Below are 19,686 nucleotides of genomic sequence, written 5' to 3'. Positions count from 1 at the left end.
TTGAACTTTGCCATGAACTCGGAGCCCGCGCGGAGCTCAGAGCCCACGGGTTAGAACTCGTACTTCAGCGATAGCTGGAAGAAGCGAGCATCGGGTGTGTTGTTCTGGAAAGTCTTCGGCCCGGTAATCTCTCCACCGTTTGCACTATTGGTGTTCGTGGAGGGATTGGCTAGCGTCGGATGATTCAGAACGTTGAAGGCATCGGCGCGGAACTGGAGGTACTGTTCGCGCCATGTTGCGAAGTTTTTGAAGAGCGACATGTTGATGCCGTAGTAGCCGGGTCCGTAGATCTGGTTCGACTTCCCGCCCAGGTATTGAATCGCAGTCGCGGTATCGGTTACCGGAGTGGTGATCAAGCTGCCGGAGAGAGGATTGGCAAAGGCACAGGGGTTGTACCAGTTCGTCTTGTTCCTCACCTGGGCCGGGCAATCAGTGGCGCTCAATGCAGTGTTCGATGGATCGGGAGTTCCTCCGCTACCGAACGCTGATCCGACGAGGTTGGCTCTTCTGGTGTCGGTCGCGCCTGCCGCGCCGGTGTTATTGGCGTAGACGGTGAAGGGGGTTCCGGTCTGTGCGACCCACGTCAGACTTGACGACCATCCGCCTACTACTTCATCAGCCCAGGCGGAGTGATTCAGATAAGCGCGGCCTCTGCCGAACGGCAGCGCGTAGTTGCCGTTGAGCGTGAAGCGATTGCGAACGTCGTAAGTTGAGTTCGTCAACTCGTCGATGATGGGAATGAGAGCGCGCTGCCGGTCTCCGATGCCGGATGAGAGGCCGCCGGCCGAACCTGTGTCATCGAACGCATGCGCCCAGGTGTAGGTGGTGAGGAAGCTCAACCCATGTGAAGCACGCTTCTCTGCCTTAGCCTGCAGCGAGTTGTATGTGCTCACACCGCCATAGTGGATGGTTCCGATCCCGCCTAGGTCGGGGAAGGGTTGAAATTGCTGCGTGCTCGTTCCAGCAGGATAAAGAGCGCGCACCGCATTGGGATCTATATATGTACCCAGGTGACGCGACTCGTTGCCCACATAGCTGATGGTGGCCGCCAGGTTCGAAGTGATCTGGCGCTGCAGCGACAGGTTGTAGTTCATGGTGTACGGCGTTTTGATCTCGCTGTCGACAGCGTGGAAGCCTGGTGTGTTGACGGCGTTGAGAATTCCGTTGCCGAGATAAGCCGCCAGGCCGCTCTCGAGCGTGACGCCATTCGACGGACAGTTGCCGAGTGAGCATGACTTGGGATTGATGTTGATCTGGCCGCGGAAGGGGAAGTTATCGCCAATGTTGGTGCCGCCGTTGCTTTCCAGTCCTCCGTAGAAGATGCCGTAGCCGGCACGGATCACCGTGAGCGGATCTGCCTGCCAGGCGACACCGATACGCGGAGCAAAGTTGTAGAGCTGACCGCTGGTGAGGCGTTCGTTGCCGACGTACTGGATTCCGATGCCATCCTTCGCCAGAATTCCCGGATATATGCTGCCGAGGTTCAATGTGTTTTCGATTTTCTTCGGGAAGATCACCGTTCCCGTGCCCGTACCGATGCCCAGTGAGCCGGGAAGGAAATTCTCCTGGCTGCCGGAGTTTTCCTTGAAGGGCTCGTAGTAGTCATACCGCACGCCGAGATTAAGAGTGAGCCGGGGTGTGAGCTTCCAGTCATCCTGGAAATAGGCCGCATCGTACCACTGCGCATCGTTGACGTTAGGAGCGCTCGAGATCGCGCCGGTGTTCATCTGATCGGCGAGGAAATCTGCGATGCCCGAGCCAGTTGTCACGCTCACCGCAGGATCGCTGGTGTAGAGGCCGGTGAAGTAGTAATTTCCGAGATTCGAGGGTGCGTACCGGTAAAAGAACCGGATCGCCTGGAAAGAAACTCCGGCTTTCAGCGAATGATTGCCGAGGGTCTTCGATACGTTGTCCAGAATCTGATAGACATTTTGCGATTCGTTGGATGTTCCCTGCGAACCCCAGTTGGCGATGCCATAAACCGCGACCAGAGGGAGGCCGCCCTCGTTGGGTGTGAAGGGAACGCCGCCGAGCCCCAGTGTGGGCGAAAGGTCTGTGTTGGCATTCGGCTGCAAGAAGGAGAACCGGCCAGCGTTGAAGCTGAAGCGGAACTCATTGCTCAGGGTCGGAGTGAAGATATGCGTCTCGCTGCCCACGAAGTTTTGCGCAAGATTGACATCGTTCTCTCCGCCGTAGCCGCTGCCATCCAGGGGATTGCCGAGTGGAAGACCATTCACAGTGATCTGGTGCACATAGCTGTAGCGGGCATAAGCCTGATCTTGTGCGCTGACATTCCAGTCCAGGCGCTGGTCCCATTGGTAGGTATTGTTGTGCGTCGGCGTGTTGACCACGTAGTTGTTGTACGTCTTGCCGTTGTTCGCATTTGCGTTGGGATAAAGCTTCAGGATGTTGAGCGCGATCGGATCGATCTGGTTCTGACAGAAGACGTTGTTCTGGCCGTTGCAGACGAGCTTATTGGCGGCGCCGCCACCCGAATTCGGCTGATAGAGCTGAACGCTCTGGCCGTTGAGGTTCGCATTGAGCAATTCGGAAAAGTTACCCTGCCGCATCAACGCTGTGGGTACGCTGTACGTTCCTGGATTGCTGAAGGCGATACGATTGGCTTCTGTATCTCCGAAGTAGAAGAGCTTGTTCCTGATGATCGGGAAACCAAACGTGGCTCCGAACTGGTTCTCGTGGTACGGCGGAGTGGTAAGCGCATTCCAGTTCCTCGCATCCAGATCGGTGTTGCGAACATATTCCCACACGCTGCCGTGGATCTGGTTGGTGCCGGACTTGATGCTGGCGCTCAACACAGCGCCGGCCGAGTGACCGAATTCCGCGCTGAAGTTGCTCGTCTGCAGGCTGAACTCCGACAACGCATCCGGTGGAGGGCGGAAGATATAGCTGGAACCGTTCAAGAAATCGACCAGGTTCGTATTGTTGTCCACGCCATCCAGGATGAAATTGTTCTGCTCGGCACGCTGTCCGTTGGCAACGAAGTCTCCCGATCCGCTGCCGCGCGTATTGCCGAACGGTGGCGCAACGCCAGCGGTCAGCTGAGCGATGTAAATGAAGTTGCGGCCGTTCAGCGGCGTGTTGTTGATGGTCTCGCTGCTGATGACTTGTGCCACGGAGCTGGTCTGCGACTCGAGCAGCGGCGGAGCGTCGTTCACCGTGACCGTCTCCGACACAGCGCCGGGATTGAGCGATACGACGACGTTTAGTCTCTGCTCGGCATCGAGGTGAAGGTTCTCCTGGACGGTCGTTTCAAATCCCTTCGCCGACGCGCTCAGCTTGTAGTTTCCGATCTTGAGCGGCGAGAAGACGTAGACGCCGCTCCCGTTCGAGATCCCCTGCAGGACCAGTCCGGTATCGATATTTGTCACCGTGACCTGGGCACCCGGTACCACTGCACCGGTACGATCCTGAACGGTGCCGGTAATGGCGCCCTGGTCCACCTGGGCGCCGGCGCGGTTACTGCATAGCGTCAGACTGAACAGGCACAACAGCAACAGCGAATGAAATCCAATTCGAGGAAATAACTTCCGGTACATACTTCTGGTCATCTCGTGCCCTCTCTACCTAACGATCTCTTTTCTTTTTTTCTCACAGTTCTTGGCCTCTCCAGAACAAACATCAACACCACTCGCAACCGGAACCAGCTACCGAAAGCGATAGTGTACGTTACCGGAAGACACCGTATTCCCTCGATAGAAGCACTGTCAATAGGAATTATTTGCGCGTCATTGATGGCGTTTCAAGCAGCATTTATGCGGACCGGCTCGATGTTCATCTTCTTGCGTGTACGTTGCTCTATTTACACGGATCGAGCGTCGAGCATCCTGCCTATTTCCAGATAGTGGGGGCCCCATATGCGGACCGATCATCTGGACGGGGGAAGACGACAGGCCAGCTCACTCCACGGATGCCCATCGCTACGGCCGCGCTTCCGGTCTTATCGTCCTGGGAAAAGCACCCTTGCCTCGATCTCTTCGAGCGTGCGGCCTTTGGTCTCGGGCACATAGGCGTAGACGAAGAGGGCACCGAGCATGCAGATGGCTCCGTAGCCTAGAAACGTACCGGAGCTTCCCAGCGCTTTATCGATCGCCGGGAAGGTATAGGTAAGGATGAATGATGCGACCCATAATGCGCTGACAGACACAGAGACCGCCTGCGAGCGAACCCGGTTGGGGAAGATCTCCGCGATCAAAACCCATGTGACCGGCGCGAGCGTGAGAGCGTAGCAGGCAATCGCTCCCAGGGTCAGAAGCAGGACGGCGCTGCCGTGCCAGTTCGCGCGATAAGCCAGCCCGGACAAGAGATGCGAGACACCTATGCCCAAACATCCGAAGAGCATCATGGGACGGCGGCCCACCCTGTCGACGATCAACATGGCGATGATGGTGAAGATCAGATTGATGGCGCCGGTGATGACGATGTTGAGCAGGATGTCGTTCTCTCCATATCCAGCGCTTCGGTAGACCTCCGCCGCATAGTTGAAGAGGATGTTGATTCCCGTCCATTGCTGGAGCACGGCGAGGGTCACACCGATCAGCAGCACCCGGCGTATTCCCGGCAGCCAGAGATCCTTCCATGATGCCTGGCTCTGCGCCTCGATCAACAAAGTCTTCCTGATATTGGCGACTTCCGCGACTGCATAGAAGTGCCCTCCAACGCGGGTGAGAACCTCGCTCGCCGCATCGTCTTTCCCTTTCGAGAGCAGCCACCGCGGACTCTCAGGGATGAAGAGCGACGAAACCGTGAAGACGATCGCGGGAGCGACAACCGCACAGAACATCCAACGCCAGCCGTATTGCGCGTTCCAGGTATGTAGAAAGTCTAGTGCCGCAATGTGTTCGGGGATGGGCCGCGCGATCTGCCAGTTTGCGATCTGCGCCAGCAGAATGCCGACGACGATTGCGAACTGGTTCAGGCTGACGAGGCGGCCGCGAACCGAAGCCGGACTGATCTCTGCGATGTAAAGCGGGGAGATGTTGGAGCTGAGACCGATGGCAATGCCACCCACGATTCGCCAGAAGACAAATGCGGAGAACGAATATGACCAGCCCGTGAGCCCGGATGAAACGGCGAATAGAACCGCGGAGAGGAACAGGACGCGCCGGCGTCCGAAGCGTTCGCCTGCATATCCAGCCAGGAGTGAGCCGGCGAAGCAGCCAACCAGCGCGCAGCTGTTGGCCCATCCAATCAATTGTGCGGAGGTGAGCTGGAAGTAGGCCTCGTAGAACTGGCGCGCTCCCCCAATGACTACCCAGTCGTAGCCGAACAGCAATCCACCCATCGCCGCGATCAGCGCGATCATCCAGACGTAGGCGGTGTTCTGCGCCTTCGGTGCCGTGCCGTCGCTCGTGGAGGGATAGGAAGTAATGTGCATTCGCCTAGCCTACTGCCGTTTCGATGACTGTCAACAAATCCGCGGCACCGGAATGATTTGCATCGAGATGCCGCACTTCCGTGAGCAAAGCTTCACCCTCCGACGACCGTCCTAGCCCGAGCAGCGCCTGTGCGCGAAGGAACTTCGCGGTGATCTCCTGACGCAAAATGAGATCTTCTTCAAAGAGCAGCATTGTTGGCAGAGACGTTGCGAAGTAATCGATCTTCGGCGTCTCCTGCTCCAGTTCCAGGGAGTAATCGTAGATTTCCTGAAACATCTGCTCTGCTTCTCGAGTTCGTCCAAGCCGGACGAGGGCTTGCGCGCTCCAGTATGTGATGTCCGAGATGGAGCGAACCTGCATCTGCTGAAAGTCGCCGCGATGCTGTGCAGCCCGCTCCCAGTGCCGTGCGGCCTGAACGTCGTCCTGGGCTGCGGCGTACGCAACGCCCAGCCAGTAATCGATCATGCTCAGGTTCATCAGCAGATGCTTCGCCTCACTGATGCTTTCAGGCAGATTCCACGCGGCTCCGAACCTCTGAATCGCGGTCTCAGGTGCTTTTTCCAGCAGCGCCTTTTGGCCGAGCAGCAGGTTCGCTCGCACGTACTGCGAGAGCACCAGCCCCTCCCCGCCCTCCCAGGGTTGAAAGCGGCGCGAAAGCAGAACGGTGATGGCATCCTCGGGTTTTCCGACCTGGTTGTAGAGCGAAGCCAGTTCCACGGAGAGGTCATCGCGCGAAGCCACCAGCTCAAGAACCTGCCTGAGTGCGGCGAGACGATGCTCGGGACTTGCGCCGGTGCGCTTCAATAGCTGGTCGTGCTCGTACACAATGCGGGCATCGTCCGGTGCGAGGGTTCGCGCCTTGGCAAATGCTGCGTGCGCCTTCTTTTCGTCCCGGCGAACGTTGTAATAAGCAAAACCGAGATTGCGCCAGGCTGTAGGCAGATCGGGATCGAGCTCCGTAGCCCTTTCCCACATCGCGATGGCAGCTTCATGGCGGCGTTTGTCGTAGAGCAGGTTGCCGAGATAATACGGTGCGCGAGCATCGGAGGGATTCTGCGCAATCGCGGCTTCAAGAAGAATCAGATCCTCGAGGCGATGGGGAAAGACGTAGGCGGTGTCGGCATCTGCAGCGAGGCGATATGTTTTCGCGCTTTCTGCATCTCGCCCGGATAAGACATAGGCGCGGGCGAGCGCGTACAGCAACATCGCCTTCGATCCATCCTGCTTCTCCGGCACATCCGCTGAGAGAACCGCGATGGCATCGTCCAGAAAATTGCATCGCAGCAGATCGAGTCCAAGATCGAGGCGCTGCTGGCCATCGCGCGGCACCGCGCCATTGGCGAGAAATCTACTCCAGATATCGAGCGGGTCAAGGATGCGGGTCTTCTCGATCGAAGCCGCGGCTTCGGCTTCCCTGCCTGTCCGCGCCAGAATCATCGACTGGAGATTGCGTGCATTCAGATTGTCCGTTTCCGCTCGGAGAGAACGTTCGAGATGATCGAGCGCTTTCGTCCACTGGCGGCGGCTGCAGTCGATCTCGGCCAGACGATGATAGGCTGGTCCGCGCCAGGCGGCGTTCCATGTGGATTTATAGAACGCTTCGTAGGCCTCGGCCGTTCTTCCCTGGTAGTGCAGCGTCAGTCCCCGATTGTAGTGGGGCTCGCCATCGTAGGGATTGGGATTGCGCTCGGTGAGCCTGGCGATGGCAGTCCGAAGGTAGCGTTCGGCTGCGACAAACTCGCCTCTTCTCAGATGCCAGCGTCCCAGCGCATGGTTCGAGCGATAGTCACCAGCATCTCTGCGAACAGCTTCGAGCCAGTACGGCTGCGGATCCCGCGTCGCATGCCGGTATTGCTCCAGATGAAGACCGATGAGGTAGAGCTCATCGCTTGACTGAATCGTCTCGGGCAGCCCGGGTTCGGTGGCAACGTCAGGACTCGGAGCGGCAACTATCTCCGACGGAGCGTAACGGAGGATGACCTCGCCGTCATTCTCTTCGGTGAGCGACAGCTCGAGCTCGTCGCTATCAGCCGGGAACTCTTCATGCAGCGGCGTCTCGGGAGTGAGCGAGCCGCGCCACACTGTTGCTTCCTGACCTTTGAACTTTAGAGTAAGGGCAGCATCAGGAAATTCGCGAGTGACGAGAAGATGCACCGTCACCTTCCCTGCGGATTTCTCAAGACGAACCGCAGCATCGGTGTTTGCAAGATCGGGCACGCCGATCTGCAGGATCGGATACCAGAACTGGCTGAAGGTCTTTGTCTCTCCTGGAGCGAGAAAAGAGAAGTCTGGCTGGTTATCGGTATAGACGCCGGCCATCAGCTCGATGTAAGGCCCATCGGAGTCGGTCAGGCTGCGATCCCATGCGTAGCCAAACTCATGATTTCCCCAGGTCCATTGCTTCTTGCCCGGCGCAATATGATGGTTGGCCACGTGGACCATTCCCGCCTCGGCCGCATGATCGTAGCCGCCTGCGAAATCTTCCTTGGAATTCGCCACCATGTAACTGGTCGGGACAGGTATGTTCGCATACCAACTCAAGTCGTTAGGAGGATACGAGCCATCCGGAACAAAGTGGGTAGGCTTCTCGTCCTCCGGGACGCCATTCAGTGCCCGCTGCCCATAATCGATACCGTAATAAGTTCCCAGGCTGAGAGGAAATTCCGTCACTGCACGCTTGGCATGGTCAGCGACGAAGCGAACATCCTTCGGGAAAAAAGATTGGTAGCGCTCGTGGACGCGCGTCGCAACGTTGGCCCACCAAAGAAAGGTCTGAGTGTCCTGCGTCCGGTTATAGAGGCGGACCTTCAGTTCGAGAGAAGCCTTGCCGGGATGCAGACAGAGACCATGCATTCCCTTCATACGCGCCATCGGGTCGTGGTCACTGCACCAGATCGTCACCGATCCGTCGGGATCCCGTTCGATCGTCGTTTCCACGGGCATGAAGGTCGCCGGGCGATGATGCTGCGGCCAGTTAAACTCGACCCCGCCCGATATCCATGGCCCGGCAAGGCCGACCAGCGCAGGCTTGATCACATTCTGGCGATAGAAGAAGTCGTAGCCATTCCGCTTGTCGTAGCCTACGTGAATCCGTCCGCCGATCTCGGGCAGGATCATTAGCCGGATAAACTCATTTTCGATATGAACAGCCTTCCACTGATGCCGACGGCCTTCTGTATCCACGCGATCGATGACCGGCAGTGGATAGACGCGCCCGCTGCTGCCCTGATAGACCCGCTTTTCCAGAAACATGGGGTTCGGATCCGGGGCCGCCGGCATATAGGTCCGCATCGTCACCGGCTCTTCCCAAGCCTTGACTGAACCGGCCTCCGAATGCGGAGCGGGAGGAAGCTCCAACTTTGGAGTTTCCTCTCCACCGCCGTCGGCGCGGTTGCTGCGATCCGAGTGCTGCTCTGTCATATCCCATTTCCTCGATATCAAGCCGGTGGTTCCGGCACATCGCGATTTTAAACGCGGCGATTAACGTTTACGTTACCGCAAGTGAAACTTTAGGCAGCGAACACGGCATTGTCAAGAATGAATGCATCAGATAGCGAATTGCCATGAAACGGGCACCCGCGCGCGGGTCATTTTGGGCAATTGAGGCAGTGCTTGAATGCGTGGCAATGACAGGACGCAGCGGCTATATCAATCTTCGAAATTGACTTATCGTGTTCGTACACGATGGCCTGAAGCCCTTGGCTATTTCATCGCGTGGGGCTGGGGCTATTTCCCTGCCCCAGCCGCACTCTTAGCCGATGGAACCGACGCTACGATTCTCATGCTCCAAAGAGTTTATTGCTCGCTCCTGCCCGGCCAGAGCGAAAGCTCCGTCTGATGGTTCGCACACGAAACAGTCTGCCTCGATTCCCGTCCTGGTCGCATACTCTCGACGCAATGCCGACACAAATTGCTCTGCGTTCTCGGCTTGAACGATATTGACAGTGCAGCCGCCGAAGCCGCCGCCGGTCATGCGAGCGCCGAAACATTCCGTCTGATCGATTGCGATCTCAACCAACGTATCCACCTCCGGACAACTGGCCGCGAAGTCATCGCGCATGCTGGCGTGCGCCTCGACCATCAGCGAACCGAAGCGGATCATATCCGCCTGTAATAGGGCTTCGCGTGCAGCGATCACGCGGGCATTCTCGGTGAGAATGTGCCGGCAACGGGCAAAGCTCGCGGTCGTCATCTCTTCGCGACATGCTTCGAGGTTCGCCAACGTGGAGTCTCGCAGGAGTTGAATGCCGAGGCGATCACGCAAAACGGCCTGCCCTGCCTCTACCTCGTCTCGACGGTCGCCATACTCTCCAGTCGCCACGGCATGCTTGACCATCGAGTTGCACACCACCACGCGAATGCTTTCCGGCAGCGGCAGCAGATCGAATTGCAGCGATCTGCAATCCAACAGCATTGCCCTGTGCTTGACTGCGCCCGCCACCACAAACGGGTCCATGATGCCGCTCTTGGCGCCGACGTACTCATTCTCCGCGCGCCTGCAGCCCTTAGCCAGTCGCTCCAACGGCAGCGACGCTCCCGCGTGCCCAAGCAACGCCATTGCTGTCGCAACCTCGACTGACGCTGAGGAACTCAGCCCCGCGCCGAGAGGAACATCTCCGGCAAGGCTCATGCTGAAGCCTTCGATAGCCACTCCCTCCAGCAGAAGAGACCACAGCACACCGGCAGGATAATCGCTCCAGTGTCCGCGCGGCTGGCGGCCCAGAGAAGCAATCTCGATCGCGACCTCCTCGTCGAAGTTTGCTGAATAAAAGACTGCACGGCCGTCGGTCCTGGCGCTGATTACACCCGCCGTCTGAAACCCGATGGCCATCGGCATGACGAGTCCGCCCGTGTAGTCGGTATGCTCGCCGATCAGATTGACACGGGCCGGAGCAATGTAGCCCCGGCCCTCCTGTCCAAAACGCTGCGCATGCGAACGCAACGTGTCTTCAAGTACGCGAACCATGCAAACTCCTATTTTTTGGACCAAGCTGTTGTTCTTAACGTGATTGACTGCTCACGACGAGGTTGCCGATATCCGCGCCGTTGTTCGACGAGAAGACCAGTCCCACGTTGAATTTTGCTGCTGCAGAGCATCTCGAAAAATCGATGGGAACCGTAATGTCTCCATGGCCTCCGGGAGCGATATCTCCTGACTTCAGAGGCAGAGCTCCGATCACCTTGGGATGGCATGCGCCGGCTCCCGACGTCTGGGTGAGAGAGAAGGTGTTGATCTTGGGCCGAATTGCGCGCCCTGGTCCGGCATTGCTGAGCGAGATCGTCCAGACACGCAACCCAGCTCCTCCGGATTTGCGGACAATCGCGCCGCTCAGGGCCGCGGACTCGAGGGGAGGAGCGATGGCGATACGATCCAGCGCGGGCGCATAACCGGTATCGTTACCGAACTGAATCGTGTTCGATCCTGCCTGGAGGTTAACGGGGATGACCGTGCTGGTTGGCAAGCTGAAGCTGCTTCCATTCAGGTCAAGCTCGGTGTTGGCGCCGCCATTGACGGACATGAAGAAGGAACGCGGACCACTCGTGAGGTAGTCGACTTCCATCATGTAGGTCCCGGCCGTTGGAACATTGACGTTCGCGAAGGTGACAGTGTTGCCGGCGCCGCCTCCAATGTTCCCTGCCTCTCCAGCGCCTGAACAGTACTCGCAGTAGGGAGGAGTTACCGTTCCCGCCAGCGTCGCGTTCTCCGCTTCATAGGTGGTTGCGTCGGGAAGGCGAGGAGCACCGGAACCGTCGCCGCTGATGACGATGCGATCCATATCCGGCGGATAACTGGTGGGGTTGCCGAATTGAATGCTGTTGATTCCGGCATGCAATGCGACCGGAACGGTTGTGCTCGATGGCAGGAAGAAGCTGCCGCCACCGGTGTTCAGCGTGATCAGCGGACCGCCGTTGACCTTGTAGATCAAAGACCGCGGCCCTTGCGTCATCGAATCGATCTGCATCTGGTACACGCCCGTGCGCTGCACGCTGACGTTGTTAAACGTGACCGTATTATTCGCTCCCAGGGCAAGACCGCCGACCTTCTCTCCTCCCGAGCAGGCGGGGCAGGCCGCGACTACAGCAGTCCCACTCAACGTGGCCGTCTCTGCCTCATAGCTCTGCGACTCCGGAGGGTTGATCGATCCGTTCCCTTCCACCTTCAACAGCTGCACGCCATGGCCGAGGATTGTGGTGCTGAAGCCGCGATCGTAGCTGCCCAGCTCGATGTGGTTCCACAGGTCGCGGACCCGCGGCGCACGAGCAAAGCCCAGGCTGCTCCAGGGAAAAGCGACTCGCGCCGGCAGCGCGTCAAGATTGAAGACCGCGACATAGTAGCTGCCATCGCCAAGATCGGAGACCCAGACCGGAGTGTTGCCTCCCAATGCCTGCTTCGCCGGATGAGCGGATTGATTGACCGCGAGCACCTCGTCGTTGCTTAGAATCTGTTTGCCAAAGGCGTCAAGTGTGGTCAGATCGCCGCCCAGGTACATGGGCGCATTGGCCATCGCCCATAGCGTCGTGATCGATTGGCGCTCCACATCGCTCAGGCCGGAGGTGGTGCTGTTCATTACCTCGAGCGAGTCCAGATCGTTCCATCCCACCGTGAACCCCGCAGCGTTCTGCCATCCCACAAGGTCGTAAAAACGCCACGAGGCCATCGCCCAATCGGTGATGGTGGAGCAGTTGCCTTCACAATCGATGTCGCCGTCGATCCTGCGCGCGTTAGCATACTGTTGCCAGGTGCTGAGGTAGTCCTGATCCAATGCCCAGGAGATGGTGAACCAGATGGGGCGACCGCTTTGTGCGATGGCACTTGCCCACGCGGCAACATCGGCACGGTTGTCGATCGATAGATCGTCGCTGTAGGAGCCCGGCGTTACAGCGTCGAGCTTGATCGCGTCGAATCCCCACGATGCGAACAGGTTCACTACGGAGTTCATGTACTCCTGCGCGCCCGGCTTCGTGAAATCGATCTTGTAGTGATAGGGCGAGGTTCCTGCCGCGCCGAAGGCATTGCCGGCGGTGTATGGAACCTGCAGGATGTCCTGAATGTGGTACGGCGTTCCAAGGATTGGAGAATTGGCAACGACCGCGGGATACTCGACTCCCGGAATCCAGTAGATACCGGCCTTCTGGCCATTGGCGTGGATATGCGCGACGAGCGCGGCGATATCGGGAAAGGTCGTCGTGCTGGGGATGGGCCGTCCATTCGCATCGAAGCTGCCCTGCCAGCCGGAATCGATGTTGATGTAGGTGAAGCCGTGCGGCTGCAGTCCGGATGCGAGCAGCGCATCCGACTGGACGGAGATATTGGCCTGCGTCAGGAAGCTGCTGTCTATGGTCTGCTGGCTGAAGCTCGTCCATCCCAGGTAAGGCGTTTCGGCAATTCCCGGTGTCTGCGCGCTTGCGACGACTGTCGCGAGGCCCAGAAGCGCCATGCCGGAAAGAAGCTTCATGCTGCGGCGCCGATTGGCCCGCGGCTGGGCGAGCGGTGAACACATCTCAGAATCCGGAAGACAAACGACTCTTACTCTCATGACCTCTCCTGGCGACTCGAAACATCGCTGAACGAAATGAACTATTTCCGCTGAAATGTAATTTCGGTGTGTAGGTACACGAAACGACATTCATCAACTTTCGCTGAAAGGAACAGAAGCTCAAATCGTTTACGTTACCGCAAAAGAAGGTTTCACATGAAAATCGAGGTTGTCAAGAACTTTTGCAAAAGCTCAGGAACACTCCGGAATAAGGCTGATAGGCAGATCGACGTTGAGAAAGGTTTGAGGCCAGGTTATTCCAGGGTTCGAAGCGGGATGACGGCACAGGACGCGGAGAAACTCCATTAACGCGGCAAATATCAAATTTTGGCCGATCGAAGCCCTCACGGACCGCTCGCCGGAGATACCGACGGATCCGATTTTTGAATTTTCTCGGACCTTCTATTTTCTTACTTCCGGATGGGCTCTTAGAATGAGCCCCGCGCATGAGTTCAACACGCATTTCTGTTTAATTCATGCACCTTGTACGGGCTCTCGGTCCGCAACCCTCTGCATCATCACTCGCCCCGGCTTCATGGCAAATACCATCAGCGCCGCGACGGCAAAGACGGGCAGCACCAGGATGCTGCCTTCCGGTCCTGCCCCTCCTCCGCTCAGCAGAGGGTTGCCAACAGCATGACTCGACATCAGACCATCCTTGAAGGAAACTCCGCTTCCAATTGTCCCGAACAAAAATATCTGAGTCCAATTCCAGAATGCGTGAAAACCGATTGCCCAGAAGAGTGTGCCGGTGCGATAAAAGCTCCACGACGCTAGCAGCGAGAATACTGCCACCTGGATTAACCCCAGAACGTTCTCACCAGCGTTTGCGCTATGTAATTGGGCAAACCAGAGGGCTGCGATCACGGATGCACCCCAGTAACTGAGTGGCTGGCCTAGCGTGACCACGAGACAACCACGTGTCGTTGTCTCTTCAAAGACGCCTACTAAAAGATTCGCGCACGCCCATAAAGCTCCATAGCGGACAGCTGCTCCGAATCCCAAGAGGAGGCCATCAAAAGAAATGGCATGGAAGGCCTTCAATAGAAGTATCAATGCAGTAAGGCATGCAAAGCCGCAAACAGAACCATAGGCAAGGTTTTTAAGAGCGCGAAATTTGGTCTCTCTCGATCCGGGACCGTAATCAAAACCGTAGGATGTCCATCGGCGCCTTTGCAGCCTCGCGATAAACGCGGTCACCACAAGGGCGCCAACGGCGCGCGGCAGTTCGAGGACAAAGAGGTAATGGGGTGTCAAGCCGCCCATTCCCGACCAGGAATGTATCAGGTGCATGATGGGGGCGAGGTGTACCAAGCCCGAGCAGAGCTTCACCATCCAAGTCACCGCCGCATAGAAGAGGAGCGCTGCCCAGATTCCTCGCAATCCATCTTTGTCGAGAAATAGCTTCTGCAGAGCGTTCCAAGACTTTCCACCCATTCCTGTTTCCTCTATTCTTCGTTTTTGATTTGTTGATACCGAAATATGACGTAGTGATAGGTCCACAATGACCGGCACGCATGAGACAACTGAGCTCGCGCAATATTCCCGCTCAAAAGAAATAATCAGGATATTAAACAGCCGGCGAAGAAAACGTCCGCGACTTGATCGCGTCATGCATCGATTGCTCTGAGATCCAGGCCAGGCAATCGTTCGCCAATGAATTCTACTTATGGATAGCTCTTGGTTTTCGGTAGCCCTGCTCTCAATGCAAAACGGGCGAGATAGTCTTAGACTATGCAGCCGATACCTTTCGATGACTGCGCTTTCTAAGTAGACAGAGAAGCATCGTATCTATCCAACGGCGGTTCCCGCCTAGAACCACTTTTTCATCGCCGGCCAGTTCTCCTCGAGATTGAGCTTTGCATTGCGGCACACGTAGATCGATCCGATCTCGTGCGGCTGTCCCCAGGGGTTGGTTGTGCGCGCAACCTCGGTCACGCTTGTAAATTGCTGTTCGAGCGTTGCTTTGTTTTCGCCGAAGACCACCATCACCGATCCGTCGTGCCCTTGCGGGCCCCAGTACCAGTAATTCTGGTGACCGCTGATCGCCGCGGGAACATCCGGGCGGTAGATATTCACTGCGCTGGCTTCACCATAATTCTCGACGAGAATTCCAGCCTTCGACCGATCTGCCGGTGGAAGCAACAAGTAAGCTTCGGCCAATTTATCGGCCATCTCCCGCCATCCGGTCATGTCCGCCATCAGCTCGGGTAGAGGGGACTTAGCCAGACTGTTGAACTCGCGGGGGCGCAGACCGCTGGGCTCGATATAGCGAACATACTCGGCGGGAGTGAGTACAGGCTGCACGCTCATGATGCCCAAGGCGGCATAGATCAGAAGGAGCGAGGCGTATGCCGGAACGAGGAATCGACGCATGCGCCCGGGTTTCAACCACTGCTCCCACGCGACGCCGCCCGCAGCAAAGAGCATCGGATACACCGGCGCAAGATAGTAGTCATTCGCGTGCATCGCCATCATGCCGAACAGGTATAGGAGATACGCCACGCCGACCCATCGCATCCCGCGGGCACGCTTGCCGGCGAGCAGCCAGACCAGGCCTGCGATCCACAGAAAAGTCGACAGCGGGCCGGTGATGAAGACCTGATTCCATAAGAACAGGCCCGGCCCGTAGACAATATTTTTCCCTTGTGTGGACGCGTTATGCAGCCACACTAGGGTCGGCCAGCCGCGCTGCGCCTGCCACAACAGATTAGGAAGCGCGATGAGCACAATGAGCGCGATGCAGACTCCGAGCCACCGGCCCAGCGTCTTCCTCGCCGGCGTCAGCACCAGAGATATGAGAAGAGCGATGAGAAAGAATACTTCGTTCCACTTGTTTTCGAGGCCAAGACCAGCCATCACTCCGGCGACTGCCCACCATGCTTGCCCCTTCCCATGCACGGCACGCAGTACCGAATATGCGGTCGCCATCCAAAACAGCGGCTCGAGGCTATTCATTGAAAGGAAGCAGTCGATGGCCAGTACGACAGGACAGGCCATGACGCCAATCATGGCGATGATCTGGGCGGCGCGGCGGCCTCCCATTTCGCGTACCAGCAATCCGGTTCCCGCCACCTCCAAGGCTCCGGCCAGAGAGGGCAGAAACCGAAACTGCGCGAGTGAGTGCCATCCGAAGAGGAGTTCCGTGAAGCGGGCCGCTAACGCCACCATGGGAGGCTGATCGACATATCCCCACGCGAGATGCCGTCCGCACATGAGGTAATACAGCTCGTCCCGGAAGAGGCCGTAACCGATATGCTGCGCACGCAAATTTATGACGACGTGCAGCGTGAACGTGAGCAAGCCGAACACGAGCGCCCATTTCGCCGTATCGCCCAGGCTGTCGCTCTCTGGCTTCCATTCGCGCGTTGTCTCGTCAGCGAATTTCGAGACACTCGTTTGTAGGACCACGGTCTAACCCTTCCTTTTTTGCACTGCGCTTTTGGCCTTTCCCAGACGACTCCGGAACTCGGAGCGATCCGGGCGTTGCTTGAGTAGGAGTCGAGAGAAAGCGCGTGCCGCGCACCGCGTTTGCGACGCGGCGCATCTCGATCTCCAGTCGAAACATCTTGTATAAACGCCGGAGCCCGAGCCACATCGCCCCGTTATAGAGAACACCGCGGAGGCGATTTTATTTCGCGGGCAAATACGATGACACAGTCGGCTCGCCGCGTCCCGGCCAGGTTTGCACCGGGGTGGGGGTGATGCTTCAAGGCGGTAAGGGTGCTTCAAGGCGGCGAGGACGATGCTTTCAGGCGAAGCCTCATCCTTTTGTGCCACAATATCGCTATATCTTCCCATGTCGAATTCGAACCTTCCTGAAGTCATTACGCCGTCCCCTGAGATTGAACCCGCATCCGCAACTCCCGTAGCCGACGCCGCACCCTCGTTCATCGCCCCGCAGCCGACGAACGACGACAGCGAGACGGAGAGTTTCGGCTCGGTTTTCGCGCAGTATGAAGCCGAGCATGGTGGCCGGAAGAAGCAAGCGACCGAGGACGGTCCGCGACAGCTTCAAGGCACAGTGGTCGCAGTCACGGCCGAGGCGGCCTATCTGGACATTGGCCTGAAGATCGAAGGCATGCTTCCGTTAACCGGAACGACCGGCGAGCCGCTCAAGGTGGGCGACAAGTTTCCGGTCTCTATCAAGGGCCGCGATCCCGAGACCGGCTACTACACGCTCTCGCGGATGAAGATTGCCCAGCCTACCGACTGGAGTGCTCTCGAGCGCGCCTTCGCCGATCAATCGACAGTGGTGGGCACGGTGACCGGTGTGGTGAAAGGCGGCCTCACCGTCGACATCGGAGTTCGCGCCTTCATGCCGGGCTCACGCAGCGGCGCTCGCGATGCCGCCGAGATGGAGAAGCTGGTCGGCCAGGAGATCGTCTGCCGGATTCTGAAGCTGGATACCGCCGAAGAAGACGTGGTCGTCGACCGCCGCGCGGTCACTGAAGAGGAAGCGCGCGTTGCCAAGGACCGCCGCTATGCGGAAGTTCGTGAGGGGGATGTGGTCAGCGGCGAGGTTCGCAGCCTCACCGATTACGGCGCATTTATCGATCTCGGCGGCGTGGACGGATTGCTTCACGTCAGCGATATCGCCTGGGCTCGTATCACTGCTCCTTCCGACGTGCTCTCCGTGGGCCAGCAGGTTGAAGCCAAAGTCTTAAAAATCGATTCAGAAAAACGCCGCATTTCGCTGGGCATGAAACAGTTGTTGCCTCATCCCTGGGATGGCATCAAGGACAAATACCGCCTCGGCGACAGGGTTCACGGCACGGTCACGCGCACCATGGATTTCGGCGCCTTCGTCGAGCTCGAGCCCGGCATCGAAGGCCTGGTTCACGTCTCGGAGATGTCGTGGATCAAGAAGGTGCGCAAGCCGAGCGACCTGGTCAAGCCCGGAGACACGGTAGAAGTCGTCATCCTGGGCATTCAGGAGGGCGAGAAACGGATGTCGCTGGGCATCAAGCAGGCCCTCGGCGATCCCTGGGCGGACGTGGCACAGCGCTTCCCTGTCGGGTTGCAGATCGAGGGCCCGATCACCAGCATGATGAAGTTCGGCGCCTTTGTGGAGCTGGCCGAGGGTGTGGAAGGCATGATCCACGTCAGCGAGATCGATCCGGACAAGCGCATCAACACGCCGCACGATGTCTTCCGCGTAGGCCAGGTGGTGAAGGCTCAGGTGATCGGCGTTGCCGCCGACAAGCGGCAGATCAAGCTCAGCGTCAAGCAGATGATTCCCACCGGCCTGGACGAATATCTGGCCGAGCACAAGGAAGGCGACCGGGTGACCGGCCGGCTGCTCGATGAGAGCGAGCGGGCACGGGTCGAACTGGGCGAGGGCATCTTCGCGACATGCCGGCTGACCGTAGCACCGGTTACAGAAACCCCGGTTTCGGCTCCGGCGGCAGATCTCTCTTCACTGAGCGCGATGTTGAATGCGCGCTGGAAGACGGGAACGCCGTCCTCCACTCCGAAGACCAAGGCGCCTGCCCCAGCGGCAGTCGAAGCACCGCGGGCCGGACAGATTCGCGGCTTCCGGATCGTTCACCTGGATCCTGCCAAAAAGACGATCGAGCTGGAGCTGGCCTAAACGCCTTCTCTGGGGGTTTGGTTCCCTTCCGCGAAATGCGAATGCCGCCCGGGGGCGGCATTCGCTTGATCCATAAATTCCGCGAGAAGCTACAAGGTGGATTCGATCTCGAAACCCCACGCCTCGAGGAGCGCTTCGGGAATGTACTTGGAATTCCGATTCCGGCGAGCCCACTCGCGCAGGCGGGTGGAACGCACGTACTGATCCGGGGTGAGCTTAAATTCCTTCACCACTTGCTCAAATGAAGTCACAGTAGGAACAACCGGACCGATCGGCTCCGGCTTCCCCCAGTTGGGATTGCCACGACGCTTTGCCATCTGTTTTTATCCTTAGCAATAAGGTGACGTACATAAATCCGGGGATCACCCATACAGGGAATCTCCGGGAAGTCACAAAACTCTACTATTCTAAGGATATTTTATTCGAAAATCAATAGAAAACAGCATCCGACTTGCCGAGATCACTTCCCAGCGTAGCTGATTTCGGCACTCTCTCCAACGCGATTTCAGTCACTGGCCGCGGATTTCCTCGCGCAAGACATTCAGTTTCCAGCGGAAATAAGTCAAAAACAATGGCTTGCTATCAGAGCTTAGCAGTTTTGAGCCGCTCAGCTAAAAGGGACGCTCACTGACGGCTTGCGAGCGATCGCTCCACCTTCGCAGTGGTGGGAGGTCTTCTTCTTTCCATTGCCGGTGCCTTCAGCGGGCACCAGAACTTTCAGGCAACGGCTGCAGAATCTGACCTTGCCGGTTGAAACTAAGTGACTTGCTGGAAGCTGGTTGGGGATGGCATGAGTGGTGGTGATGGAGGGTAGCATGGCATTACTCCTGGGTGAAGTAAACGGCCGGGCTGAAGTTAACAGCCACGGTGCAGCAGACATCCGGTTGGGACTTCGAATGTGGCCAGCAGCCGAGACAGAACACGGAGCTGAGGGAATGGCGAAAGGGGAGGCCCAGTCCATCGAGGAGATCCCCCAATGGTGTTAGCTACTATGACTCCAGAGTTTGATTTCTGTCAACTTCAGCACAACTTTTTTCCCGAAAAGTGAAAACTATTTCGTCTTTAGGTAACGTTGTGTGCCCAGAACGGCCGAATTCAACCTTCAGTTTCCCCAAATTGGTCCGGAGTTCTTAAGTCTCCCCAGGAACACTCCGATAGA

At 57.8% G+C, this 19,686-nt stretch carries 9 protein-coding genes; 1 reads left to right on the top strand and 8 read right to left on the bottom strand.

All coding sequences use genetic code 11. From position 1 onward, the window contains the following. Window positions 1-50: 50 nt before the first annotated feature. The 7 genes from XX99_RS09445 to XX99_RS09415 form a co-directional block, all read right to left on the bottom strand. Window positions 51-3,569, bottom strand: coding sequence for a TonB-dependent receptor (locus XX99_RS09445; protein ID WP_082125413.1), 3,519 nt, complete (start codon window positions 3,567-3,569; stop codon window positions 51-53). A 389-nt stretch (window positions 3,570-3,958) separates the two neighbouring features. After that, window positions 3,959-5,395, bottom strand: coding sequence for a sugar porter family MFS transporter (locus XX99_RS09440; protein WP_050059094.1), 1,437 nt, complete (start codon window positions 5,393-5,395; stop codon window positions 3,959-3,961). 4 nt (window positions 5,396-5,399) lie between these two features. Further along, window positions 5,400-8,816: a DUF5107 domain-containing protein gene (locus XX99_RS09435; protein ID WP_050059093.1), complete on the bottom strand. Its 3,417-nt coding sequence runs from the start codon at window positions 8,814-8,816 to the stop codon at window positions 5,400-5,402. 331 nt (window positions 8,817-9,147) lie between these two features. After that, complete coding sequence (gene galK / locus XX99_RS09430) at window positions 9,148-10,362, bottom strand: galactokinase (protein ID WP_050059092.1); 1,215 nt, start codon at window positions 10,360-10,362, stop codon at window positions 9,148-9,150. A 34-nt stretch (window positions 10,363-10,396) separates the two neighbouring features. Then, window positions 10,397-12,853, bottom strand: coding sequence for an alpha-galactosidase D (locus tag XX99_RS09425; RefSeq protein WP_231581217.1), 2,457 nt, complete (start codon window positions 12,851-12,853; stop codon window positions 10,397-10,399). A 555-nt stretch (window positions 12,854-13,408) separates the two neighbouring features. Further along, window positions 13,409-14,548: a CPBP family intramembrane glutamic endopeptidase gene (locus tag XX99_RS09420; RefSeq protein ID WP_082125411.1), complete on the bottom strand. Its 1,140-nt coding sequence runs from the start codon at window positions 14,546-14,548 to the stop codon at window positions 13,409-13,411. Between the two features lie 198 nt (window positions 14,549-14,746). Then, window positions 14,747-16,345: an ArnT family glycosyltransferase gene (locus tag XX99_RS09415; RefSeq protein WP_050059089.1), complete on the bottom strand. Its 1,599-nt coding sequence runs from the start codon at window positions 16,343-16,345 to the stop codon at window positions 14,747-14,749. Window positions 16,346-16,733: 388 nt separating this feature from the next. On the opposite strand from XX99_RS09415, the gene XX99_RS09410 reads away from it, so the two are divergent. Further along, entirely contained in the window at window positions 16,734-18,527 is a 1,794-nt protein-coding gene (locus XX99_RS09410; RefSeq protein ID WP_082125465.1) for a S1 RNA-binding domain-containing protein, read from the top strand. 89 nt (window positions 18,528-18,616) lie between these two features. Here XX99_RS09410 and XX99_RS09405 read toward each other — a convergent pair whose 3' ends face one another. Continuing rightward, complete coding sequence (locus tag XX99_RS09405) at window positions 18,617-18,844, bottom strand: hypothetical protein (RefSeq protein WP_050059088.1); 228 nt, start codon at window positions 18,842-18,844, stop codon at window positions 18,617-18,619. Window positions 18,845-19,686: the final 842 nt, after the last annotated feature.

Origin of the sequence: Silvibacterium bohemicum (assembly GCF_001006305.1) — a bacterium.
Classification (GTDB): Bacteria; Acidobacteriota; Terriglobia; order Terriglobales; family Acidobacteriaceae; genus Silvibacterium; species Silvibacterium bohemicum.
This window is presented reverse-complemented; position numbering and strand designations above follow the sequence as displayed.

What these genes read in the sequence shown, in the direction of transcription:
- XX99_RS09435 (WP_050059093.1), bottom strand. Translation starts at nt 8,816, where the DNA reads ATGACAGAGCAGCACTCGGATCGCAGCAACCGCGCCGACGGCGGTGGA.
- XX99_RS09440 (WP_050059094.1), bottom strand. Translation starts at nt 5,395, where the DNA reads ATGCACATTACTTCCTATCCCTCCACGAGCGACGGCACGGCACCGAAG.
- XX99_RS09425 (WP_231581217.1), bottom strand. Translation starts at nt 12,853, where the DNA reads ATGAAGCTTCTTTCCGGCATGGCGCTTCTGGGCCTCGCGACAGTCGTC.
- XX99_RS09410 (WP_082125465.1), top strand. Translation starts at nt 16,734, where the DNA reads ATGTCGAATTCGAACCTTCCTGAAGTCATTACGCCGTCCCCTGAGATT.
- galK (WP_050059092.1), bottom strand. Translation starts at nt 10,362, where the DNA reads ATGGTTCGCGTACTTGAAGACACGTTGCGTTCGCATGCGCAGCGTTTT.
- XX99_RS09420 (WP_082125411.1), bottom strand. Translation starts at nt 14,548, where the DNA reads ATGACGCGATCAAGTCGCGGACGTTTTCTTCGCCGGCTGTTTAATATC.
- XX99_RS09445 (WP_082125413.1), bottom strand. Translation starts at nt 3,569, where the DNA reads ATGACCAGAAGTATGTACCGGAAGTTATTTCCTCGAATTGGATTTCAT.
- XX99_RS09405 (WP_050059088.1), bottom strand. Translation starts at nt 18,844, where the DNA reads ATGGCAAAGCGTCGTGGCAATCCCAACTGGGGGAAGCCGGAGCCGATC.